The sequence below is a fragment of the Flammeovirga agarivorans genome, from assembly GCF_012641475.1.
Lineage (GTDB): Bacteria > Bacteroidota > Bacteroidia > Cytophagales > Flammeovirgaceae > Flammeovirga > Flammeovirga agarivorans.
Map to the genome: position 1 here is coordinate 775,261 of NZ_JABAIL010000004.1, position 10,620 is coordinate 785,880.

General features: G+C 33.6%; 7 protein-coding genes and 1 tRNA gene. 5 read left to right on the top strand and 3 right to left on the bottom strand.

Annotated features, from left to right (window positions below; translation table 11 throughout):
* Positions 1 to 79: 79 nt before the first annotated feature.
* The 3 genes from apaG (at position 80) to HGP29_RS16095 (ending at position 2,793) form a co-directional block, all read left to right on the top strand.
* On the top strand, positions 80 to 469 hold the full coding sequence (gene apaG, locus HGP29_RS16085; RefSeq protein WP_168883445.1) for a Co2+/Mg2+ efflux protein ApaG: 390 nt from the start codon (positions 80 to 82) through the stop codon (positions 467 to 469).
* 90 nt (positions 470 to 559) lie between these two features.
* Positions 560 to 2,113: a sensor histidine kinase gene (locus HGP29_RS16090; RefSeq protein WP_168883446.1), complete on the top strand. Its 1,554-nt coding sequence runs from the start codon at positions 560 to 562 to the stop codon at positions 2,111 to 2,113.
* Positions 2,114 to 2,130: 17 nt separating this feature from the next.
* A complete protein-coding gene (locus HGP29_RS16095) occupies positions 2,131 to 2,793 on the top strand; it encodes a response regulator (RefSeq protein ID WP_168883447.1) in 663 nt (220 codons plus the stop codon).
* Positions 2,794 to 3,071: 278 nt separating this feature from the next.
* Here HGP29_RS16095 and HGP29_RS16100 read toward each other — a convergent pair whose 3' ends face one another.
* A complete protein-coding gene (locus HGP29_RS16100) occupies positions 3,072 to 4,352 on the bottom strand; it encodes an MFS transporter (protein ID WP_168883448.1) in 1,281 nt (426 codons plus the stop codon).
* A gap of 316 nt (positions 4,353 to 4,668) precedes the next feature.
* On the opposite strand from HGP29_RS16100, the gene HGP29_RS16105 reads away from it, so the two are divergent.
* The gene (locus HGP29_RS16105; RefSeq protein WP_168883449.1) at positions 4,669 to 8,799 is read left to right on the top strand and encodes a DUF445 family protein; all 4,131 of its coding nucleotides are present in this window, start codon (positions 4,669 to 4,671) and stop codon (positions 8,797 to 8,799) included.
* A 31-nt stretch (positions 8,800 to 8,830) separates the two neighbouring features.
* Complete coding sequence (locus tag HGP29_RS16110; RefSeq protein ID WP_168883450.1) at positions 8,831 to 9,619, top strand: DUF3575 domain-containing protein; 789 nt, start codon at positions 8,831 to 8,833, stop codon at positions 9,617 to 9,619.
* Positions 9,620 to 9,683: 64 nt separating this feature from the next.
* Here HGP29_RS16110 and HGP29_RS16115 read toward each other — a convergent pair whose 3' ends face one another.
* Positions 9,684 to 10,274: an outer membrane beta-barrel protein gene (locus HGP29_RS16115; RefSeq protein WP_168883451.1), complete on the bottom strand. Its 591-nt coding sequence runs from the start codon at positions 10,272 to 10,274 to the stop codon at positions 9,684 to 9,686.
* A gap of 182 nt (positions 10,275 to 10,456) precedes the next feature.
* Positions 10,457 to 10,530, bottom strand: a tRNA-Arg gene (locus tag HGP29_RS16120).
* Positions 10,531 to 10,620: the final 90 nt, after the last annotated feature.

The following is a 10,620-nucleotide window of genomic DNA, read 5'->3' on the forward strand; positions in this document are numbered from 1 at the left end:
ATAAGTACTTATATATTTTTTTTGAGTTTTATTTACAAATGAGCAGTATATTCATTATACTTGTAAACAAATGTAAATTATGGAAATAGCAATCACAGAAGGTATAAAGGTGAGCGTTGATCAATATTTCCTTCCCGAATATTCCTCACCTACCGAAAGACATTATGTATTTGGCTACAAAATCAGGATTGACAACCTAAGTGCGTCGGCAGTACAACTACTAAAGAGAAATTGGGAAATTATAGATATCACAGGAGATAAAAGAGAAGTCGTTAGAGGTGATGGTGTAGTTGGTAAAAGTCCAATTATCCAACCCGGTGAATCTTTTGAATATGTTTCTGGGTGTCACTTTGTGTCTCCTATTGGAAAAATGAAAGGAAGTTATGAAATGATTCGCGTACGTGACAACAGTCCATTTGATGTTCAAATTCCAGAATTCACCTTACAACCGAAATATTCGATAAACTAAACTGAACTGTACATCAGCTTTCAATTTATTCTCATAAGTTGTAAATTTAAGTAAAGACCTAATACTCGTTATTTCTTAAATACGCTACTTATGACGAAGATATCATCTACTAAAGATGTTGCGTTATCACTTAACGATAAAAATCTTAAGCAACTCATATTAAACAAAGCGATTCAGATAGTCCTTTTGGATGGTATCGGTAAGATATTGGAACATAATTCTCAATTTGAAACACAACCTGATGACAGGTATATACATTGTTATTATGACTTCAGTAAGAATGATAGTATAACACCTAATGTACTTTTAAAAAGGATTTCGGTATGGAATGGAATTCTTATTCATAAAGTAACGCATAAAAGGTATGCTGTTCAGTTATCTAAACTTAACGATGTATTCTTGTGGCTGGCATTACCTATTTCTTTCGATCAATCTGATGTTGACATAGAAGAGATTCAAAACCTCAAGGCTCAGATTATCTCATTAACCTCAAAGGAAAAGAAATTACAGGCTTTATTGCAAGCTCAAGCTATTGAACAGTTAGAACATACAGACACCTCTCTATTATCAGACCTCCCATTGGGAATAGAATATTCTGAAAATAGTGCTAAGGCTATTTTTGCCAACGAAGAACGTCAGAGATTATCCTTTGAGGCTTCAAAAGAAGGAATTTGGGATTGGAATCATGTCACAAGAAAAGTGTTCTACTCAAGGCCATTTTTTCAAATGTTGGGTTTCGCGACAAAGGAAAAGGAAGGTGACATCTCTATTTTATTGAATGCAATACATCCAGAAGATCGTCCATCTGCACTAAAAACACTCCAAAGAGACATTTTAATCAAAGATGGGTTCCAATTGATATTTAGGATGTATAATGCCGATAATAATATCATATGGGTACTTCTCAAGGCTGCTGTTCAAAAAGATATTAACGGCACTGTCACTAGAGTTATAGGTAAACATTCTGATATCACATTCTTTAAAAATCAATCGGAGAATATTCAAAAGGCTGTCTTAAAAACTGAGGATAAAGAAAGAGAACGTTTTGCTGCAGAAATACATGATGGTATGGGACAGACATTAACTGCCTCCTTATACCTACTTGACGAGTTTATAAAAAACTCAAATAATATAAACCAAAATGAAAAAGAAAGACTCTCAGGAATTAGAGAAAAAATAAGAGAGGCTATTAAAGAAGGAAGAAACATTGCACATAACATAATGCCCACTTCAATTGAAGAAAGGGGTTATAGTGGTTCTGTTGAAAAAATCGCAAATTATTACAAGGATATTTCAGACAAAAACTTGCATTTTTTTTACAAATATGATGCGAATGCATTATCCTTAGCTAAGCAACTATTGTTACTAAGGGTTACCCAAGAAGCTATAAATAATTCTTTTAAACACGGAGGTGCAACAGATGTTTCTATTTCTATGACTCAAGATATAGATCAAATCATTTTAACGATCGAAGATAATGGCTGCGGCTTTGATATCAATGAAAAGTTATCCAAAGACAAAAAAGGACTAGGACTACAAAATATGAAAGATCGTATTGAGTCAATTAGTGGCAATATCTTTTTCGAATCATCAGAAAAGTTTGGGACCTGTATCGTCATTGAAATTCCAACTTTTACCAAATAATTGAAACCATTAAGAGGATGAAACATAAAATTTTACTTGTAGATGATCATAGTGTAATCCGACACGGAATTCGATCTTATTTTAAAAACTTAGATGATTTTGAAGTAATTGCAGAGGCAGATTGTGGTGAACGAGCATTTAAAGCTCTTAATGCCATGGATGTAGATCTGATTTTTATGGATATCAGTATGCAAGGAATGGATGGAATCAGTGCCACTAAAAAAATCAAAGAACATTTTCCTCATATTAAAGTAATTGCATTGAGCATGATGATGGATAGCAGTTATATTAAAAATATGATTGATGCTGGTGCTGATGGATATTTATTTAAAGATTGTAAGGAGGAAGAAATACTTAAAGCAGCAAGGGCTGTTATCTCAGGAGATTCCTACTATTGTTCTTCTGCTACAAAAAATATTATAAGTAGTTACAAAGATGAACAATCAAAAGTTGCCACCGCTAATGATCCACACTTCTTATTAACTGCAAGAGAAAAGGAAGTTTTGCGTTTAATCATAGACCAAGCTACTAATAAAGAAATATCTGAACAATTATTTATTTCTCCCCGAACTGTAGATGCTCATAAGAGGAATTTATTAGAGAAAACCGGACAAAGAAATGTAGCTGGATTGGTGATGTATGCTATCAAAAACAAGCTGTTTACAGACCTAAAAGTGTAGATTAGGTATAATACCTATACCATTTAGGTAATATGCTCATGTTGATTTTTGGTGACCTGTGTACATTTGTAATGTACTAAATAAGAAACATATTTCTTTCCTGTTACACCTAATGAAGAATCAACTAGAAAGGTTAAGTATAATAGATAGATAGCACAATAGTTCATCAGTTACAGAATGAGGGAAAAGTCCATGCTAATAGCACGGGCTTTTTTTTTATGCACAAAAAAAGCCTTCTCATTACTGAGAAGGCTATCTATATTGAAAGATATAGAAAATTAAACTTCTACATCATCAGATTTATATCCAACTAAAGCGTAGTACATTAAGTAAGCTTCACAAACTACTACAATAGTCCAAGTCATTTGCCAGTCGCCTAATGCATCTGCACTCACACCTTGTAACCAAGGAAGAACAGCGCCACCAGCTACACCAATCATTAATGCACCAGAACCTTTTGCAGTGTAAGGGCCTAGTTTATCAATTGCTAAAGCAAAGATAGCTCCCCACATGATTGAGTGCATTAAACCGATACCTACTAATAACCATAATTCTTGAGTAAACATACCACCTAAAGTAAGTAATAATGCTACTGTTGAAGTTACTAATAATTGAGTTTGACCTGGGATTTTTGCTAAGAATGAACCACATAAACGGCCAACTAACATTGAACCCCAATATAAAGTCGCCATTAAAGCGTAAGTTTCTTTTGCTACACCAATTTGTTTTGCATGTAAAACGATGTTCGATCCTACTGCAACCTCAGCACCTACATAAACGAAGATAGCAATTACACCTAAAGTTAAGTGTTTGAAACTCCAGATAGATTTTGTTAAAGTTGAAGGATCAATTTCCTCACCAGAATCAGAAGCCATTGGGTTAGGTAATTCAATTCTACCTAAAACACCTGCTACAATACCTACTACTACCATAAGGATAGAAAGTGGTAATAACAATTGAGCTACTTGAGGAGCAACACCACCAAATACAATACTAGCTACGAAGAAAGGAGCTACTGTTGTACCAATAGAGTTTAATGCACCTGCAATACTTAAACGAGTTACAGAAGAAGTACCTGGTACTTCACAAACAGCGATGAATGGGTTAATTACAGTTTGTAATACAGCCATTGCACAACCTAAAGCATAAGAACCTACAATAAAGATAAAGAATGCTTGAGGAACTTGACCCTCACCGATTGCTACTGAAGGTAGATCAGCAAATTTAGCTGATAATGCTTCAATACCTAAGGCAACAATTAACATTAAAAGACCTCTAATTAAAGTCGTTTTATGTCCTTTGTTATCTACCCAGTTAGATGCGATGTTACCCATTGTAGGATAACCCATGAAGAAGGCGAAAGTAATGAAAGTAACTAGAGTGTTTTCTAATTTACCTGCCTCAGAAAGGAGTGCCTCTTGTAAAGGCGCTTGGAATTGTTGGTTAACTACAGTTAAAAAGCCAACAATAAACATTAGACCTACCATTATCAGGAATGGTCCTGTGTTATTTTTTTTAGTCGAATTTTCCACAACTTGTTGTTCTAAAGTTTCACTCATTGTTAAAATAAATCAAGCTTGTTCTTATAATACCCTGGATATGATGCTAGTAAAAAATTGAGTAGGCCGATAAACTTTAATTTCCATAGCCACATTTAGCATAAACCGGTTGCAATATATAAAAACAATAATGATAGTAGTAATGACACTTATCAATTTTATTCAAATGTTTCATTCGATAGTTTTATTTTAACAATATTTTGCAATAATTAAAAAATGAAGGATTAATCACTAAAATTTTAAAGTTTTTCATAATAATTTTAGAAACAGTGAATAAAGTATTTGCATTCAAAGCAGTTTATTGCAAATTTAAATTATGATCAATGCTCTTATTCTTAAAATCCTATCGGGCTCAGTCGTTGGGTACACTACTAATGACTTGGCTTTAAGAATGTTATTCGACAAAGTACTTGGTATTCCTAGTATTGTTGAACAAACAAAAGATAGTTTTATCAAAAATATAAGCCAGCTAGTAGAGTCTGAAATCATCAGACATGATAATATTAGTGAGGAAGTAAAAAAAGATAAATTCAGAGAATCTCTACAAATTATGCTCAGTGAGTTTGTAGAAAGACAATTGCGTTCTGAATTCTCCGAGGATGAAAAAATTGGTGATATCCCAGGCATTGATCAATCAGTAGATAAGCTTCTAGATATCATCAATGACAACACAAATGATGTTATTCGAAAAGGTGTTAACGGAATTTTCAAACACACATTAATTACTGATTTCACCTCCAAACATCAAATACAACATGTATGTGAAGAGCTTTTTCAGTTGATTAGTCATGCCTTACAAGAAGACCGACTTATAGAGATTTTTGTGAATGATGTATGGCATGAGATCAAAAGGGATCAAGCACAAGAGGTCATTGCTCCAATCATCTTTGAAAGCGTTTCAGGGTACACATCAAACTTTTTTGATGAGCTTCATGAAACACTTAAGAAAGGCGATTTACCTTTAAATGACTTTATCGACAAACTCCTTTACCGATTAGATACTGAGAATTTAATTGGTAAGATCAGTGATAGCATCTCAAAGAAAAAAATCTCTGATATTTTAGGTTCTGGTGATGAAGGGAAAATTGCAAAAGAATTTCACAGAATCCTTTCTAAAGAATTGAACGACCCTTCTCCTGATGCTCCAATAAAAAGATTAATTAGCATTTTCGTTGATCTAATCCGTCAGGAAGAAACCACTATATTCCAAATCCTCCCTCCTGCGATTGGGAATAATTTTGAAAAATTTATTCGTAAAAATATTCCTATAATTCTAGATGCCGTTATTGAATGGATCCAAGAAAATAGGGAAGAAATAAATGAGTTAGTCAATACCTCTTTTGAAGAAAACTCTTCTTTCCTTGGAGGATGGCTTATGAATTTATTTGTGGACAGCGTCTCGGAAAGGTTTAAAGTGGTAGATGAAATCATCAATATCACTAATAAACATAAATCTGAAGACCGCTCTAAAGAACTTGCTGAAAAGGGAGCTGATTTATTCTTAAAGTATTTAAAAGAGAATAGTATTGGTTCATTGATCAATAGATTCGATCAGAAGGCTATTGTCAACTCAATCCACAAACTACTCATTGGCTTATTAGACCATAGGTTATTAGGTAAAGGTGCGGATTCCATCTCATTATTGTTGGACCGCAAAGTTGGTCAATTATGGAGTTCAAATAAACAGAAAGAAGATTTATCAAAACTCACTAAATATTTAATTGATGAAAAATTAGTCAGTGATTTTCTATACCAAAGAAAGTCTACGGATACCGCAAAGCAAATTGTTCAAGATCGCTTAGACCGAATCAAAGAACAACCTTTGTATTCTATTTTTAATGACAAAACGATTGAAGGCTTTGCAACAAAAGCACAAAACTATTCATTAAAATTAGTTGAAGAGGAGAAGATTGGAGTGATATCTACTACAGAAAAAGTCATCTGGAACGAAATCCAAAACAAAAGTATTTCTAAAGTCATCGGAAATAATTCTGTAGAACGTTGGACTCCAAAATTAAAACAGATTTCTCAAAAATTCCTTCAACAATTTAGTCAAAAGATCAAAAGTAGACCCATTCATGATTTAGTTGGCATAGCTGAAAAAACTACCTCACTACCATTAAAATTAGCAAATGGTATTGTTGGATACATTGATAGAAATATCAATCGTTTAATGAAGGGACAAGTAAGCAAGGTGGTTGAAAAAAACCTGCATAATAAACATCAGCAATTACCTGAAATGGTGAAAGGTTTTATGGGTAACAATATGCAGCCTATCACCTATTTTGGTGCTTTCCTTGGAGCTATTGCAGGAGGTTTAACTGCGTATATCCCTTTTGGTGATACCCCAACAACTCTAATTGCTGGCATAGCAGGTGTTTATGGAATTACTGGTTTGGCTACGAACTGGATCGCTATAAAAATGATCTTCAGACCTTACAGACCTAAATACCTTTTTGGTTTCCAACTTCCCTTCACTCCTAGTGTCATCTCATCAAACCAATCTAAGTTTGCAGAGAATATGGGTAATTTTGTAGGCAAGCAGCTATTAAATGAAGAGTCTATTGGTTCAGATATCGAAGAGAAGATTTCATCATTGAAAGATACCATCTTCAATACCTTCGTCGAAAGTGATTATAAAACACTGGATAAACTTCTTGAAACGGAAAAGAAGAGTATTGGAAAAAAGATTAGTAAGGAGGTCTCACATCAACTATTTAGTAATCGCTATGAGTATGCCGCAAAAGCAGCTCAAATAATTGACAAAGAGCTTGAATCATTTAATAATTTCTCAGAGAATTCACTTCAAACTACATTTATCAATTTCACTCATAAGGATGTTATCCATACAACATTAGCTGCTTTTTTATCAAAACGTGTTGTTAAGATCCTTGAAAATGATTTAATGCTTTCTGATGCCCTGCCAGATAAGTTTGTTCAACAGATGTTCGAAGCAGTGAGTGATATCCTATCTAGACAGATTGATAAATCAAATACATGGATTCAAGATGAATCACTCTTTGACAAACTTAAGATGATGTTTAGAGATAAACTGATGTTTTATCGTTCTAAAAAGATCAACGAATTAGAATTACTAGAGAACAATAAAGTAAGAATAAAATCTACTGTTTGGAATTTAATGTTGGATACATTGGAAAAGGATACTTTCCAACAACAGCTATTAAACTTCTTCGAAAAACAATTTGAAAAGCTATCAGATGATGAACTTCCAATCCGAGATTTATTTGATGGCAAACCCTACCAGTTTTTACAACAAAACAGTATTTCTCTAGTAGATAAACTAATGCAACAAGTTATTGGACACCTAAAAGACAATGACGATAGATTTGCTGAGGAAGTATATGAGACCGTAGTGAAGAAAAGAAGTTTAGCAACTCTCTACGAAGGCCACATAAAAAGAACAACAAAAGATTTAGCAAATAATAAAATCCCGAATCTTTTAATGAGAGGTTTACCTGAAATCACTCAAAAAATTCAGGATAAGATCTCTATAATAGCACAAGAAACTAAAGTAAAAGACCTAGAAGTTAGCATCAACAATGAAGTACTCCATGATGCGGTTGTAAATTTAATGAAGAACAATCGATTATTGACGAGTATTCAGTATGTAATGAATCGCATAGTTGACGAGATTTTTGACACTAAAATTGAGAACATTTTAAATGTGGGTGAAATTTCTGAAGACGAATTATATGATACTTTAAGCTCCAACTTGGCTCCTGAAATTGATATCATTCGTCAACATTTAGCATCACAACTCTATCAAGAAGATAAAAAAGAATTAATCGTTAATGACCTAACACACATTATTCATGATATCTTCAAAAAAATTCTTCTTCCTAAAAAAGTAAAAGAAATATTCCAAGAAGTAGATAAAGAAGAATTACAAAATGGAATAGAAACCACATTCAAATTGTTCCTTCAAACAAGATCTTTCCAAAAATTAATAGGTGGTGTTGCTTCTGAACTTGCAATAAATCTTGAAAAAAATGGAATTTATAAGTTCATACACAAGGAACAATTACTTATTGATCTAGAAAAGGGCATCTACAAGTCATTAGAGAACAATAAAAACCAAGAGGTAATTCGGGAAATCACTAAAAACACTTCTGTGATTTTGCTTAACAACTTCAATAGATGTTTAACTGTCGAAACTAAAAACTATTTATTAGAACGTATTTTAGATGGTCTGATGAAGTCGGTAATTCCTCATTCCAGCCGTCTTATTAGAAATATCGATTTCAAGGGTATCGTACTTAAAGAAATCAACACAATGGACCCCGCAAAGATTGAGGAGCTATTCTACGGTTTTGCTGGAGTGTATTTCAATCGTTTAATAGTATACGGATTCATTCTTGGTCTACCTATTGGTGCGACGTTAGATTTTGGGTTAATTGGGTTGGTTAATTATCTTTTTAAAGAGTAAATTAGTTATACAAAAACTATAACTCTTAAAAATGAAAAAATACTTAATCTGGCTTACTATCCTTTTCTTATATTTTAGTATTCCAAGTTACTCTCAATCTAACTCTAAACAATTAATGGTATCCTACGACTCTTCCATCACTATGATGAGAAAGAATGTTGTACGTCTAAACCTAACACCCTACATTCTTTGGGGAGGAAGAAATATTGTTATTGGATACGAAAGAAGGATTTCTAATCATGAATCCATCTCATTAAACGGTGGGGTTCTATCCTTTCCTAAAATTGTTAACCTCGCTATTACTGACTCTATTATTGCTAATGATCATAAAAACAATGGTTTTAGTGTAGCAGTAGATTACAGAAGATATTTTAAGAAAAGAAATAGAGGCTTTGCTCCTGATGGTTTGTATTGGGGGCCATACGTCACCTATTATCGATATAACCTGAGTAGTAAACTTACCATTACCGATACCACAGGAACTCAAGTTACAGCCTCCTATGCTAACTTTAAGGGTTCAGCCAACATATTAAATATTGGTGTAGAACTGGGTTATCAATTTATTATTAAGAAGAGACTAGCCATTGATCTAATTATGATTGGTCCAGGATATGGCTTCTATGGTGGTAAATTGAAACTCGACAGTGATGTTACTATTGATGAAGAAGACGAGGTACTATCAAAAATTAGAGATGGATTAGTAGAAAAGTTCCCTATCCTTGATGGTGCTCTTGAGGGCAAAGAGGTCAGTACGAATGGTTCCTATGGCACTTGGACAGGTGGACTCCGGTTTGTTATACAAATTGGCTACACTTTCTAAAAAAGAAAAGGTCATCTACGCTTAAAGCAAAGTAGATGACCTTTTTTTTATCTATTACATTCAACTAACGTTCTATAAAACCAAGGTTAAATGTAGTTCTAAATTCTAAACTATTATATGTAGCCATAGTATCATAAACTTTTACATCTGGTACTATTCTATAAATTGCTGCGAGACCGAACCAACCAAAGTCAACTCCTATTTCAGGTGCATAACCAATAGTTGTGGTTGTTTCTATATCTTGATTACCAAAGTCAAATCCTTGTGGATTTTTTGGATCAAATTTACCAGGAGCTACTTTGTAACTACCCAAACCAAAACCTACATAAGGTCTTACTTTACTTTCTCCAAAGTGATATAATACTTTACCAGAGATATTAGAAAATGAAGTGGCCTCAAAATCAGAACTACTCATATCCTTTGGTGCAAGCACCGATACTGTTCCTCCATATTCAGCTCCTACTGACAGTTTAGGAGTGATATTATAAAATAGATTGATGTGGTAGTTACCTCCAATTCCATTCATTGATAAATCTCCTTCTTTTGCAGAAACTGACGATACACCTCCACCAAAACCAAGATTTAATAATTTGTCTTGTGCGAAAGAAGTTAAACTAAATAAAGATAGAAGTAAGATGATTGATAACTTTTTCATTATTGAAGTATTTTGATTGTTTAATTTATTAGCTATTGTAGTTTACGGTTTTAAGATTTTTTAGTCTATTTTTCTATTTTTAACAAATCATAATACTTCTCTTCTTCACAATCAATTGATCATCATTTTTGGGCAATAAAAAAGCCGATAACATTGCTGCTATCGGCTTATCAGATCACATGTGATCCGACCAGGACTCGAACCTGGAACCTACTGCTTAGAAGGCAGTTGCTCTATCCAGTTGAGCTATCGGACCATCCTTAAAAGGTTCTTCGTGTCGGGATGGCAGGATTCGAACCTGCGACCCCCTGGTCCCAAACCAGGTACACTAACCGGACTGTGCTAC

Excerpts from the sequence above, each read along its gene's own strand:
- apaG (WP_168883445.1), top strand. The coding sequence starts at position 80 with ATGGAAATAGCAATCACAGAAGGTATAAAGGTGAGCGTTGATCAATAT.
- HGP29_RS16090 (WP_168883446.1), top strand. The coding sequence starts at position 560 with ATGACGAAGATATCATCTACTAAAGATGTTGCGTTATCACTTAACGAT.
- HGP29_RS16095 (WP_168883447.1), top strand. The coding sequence starts at position 2,131 with ATGAAACATAAAATTTTACTTGTAGATGATCATAGTGTAATCCGACAC.
- HGP29_RS16100 (WP_168883448.1), bottom strand. The coding sequence starts at position 4,352 with ATGAGTGAAACTTTAGAACAACAAGTTGTGGAAAATTCGACTAAAAAA.
- HGP29_RS16105 (WP_168883449.1), top strand. The coding sequence starts at position 4,669 with ATGATCAATGCTCTTATTCTTAAAATCCTATCGGGCTCAGTCGTTGGG.
- HGP29_RS16110 (WP_168883450.1), top strand. The coding sequence starts at position 8,831 with ATGAAAAAATACTTAATCTGGCTTACTATCCTTTTCTTATATTTTAGT.
- HGP29_RS16115 (WP_168883451.1), bottom strand. The coding sequence starts at position 10,274 with ATGAAAAAGTTATCAATCATCTTACTTCTATCTTTATTTAGTTTAACT.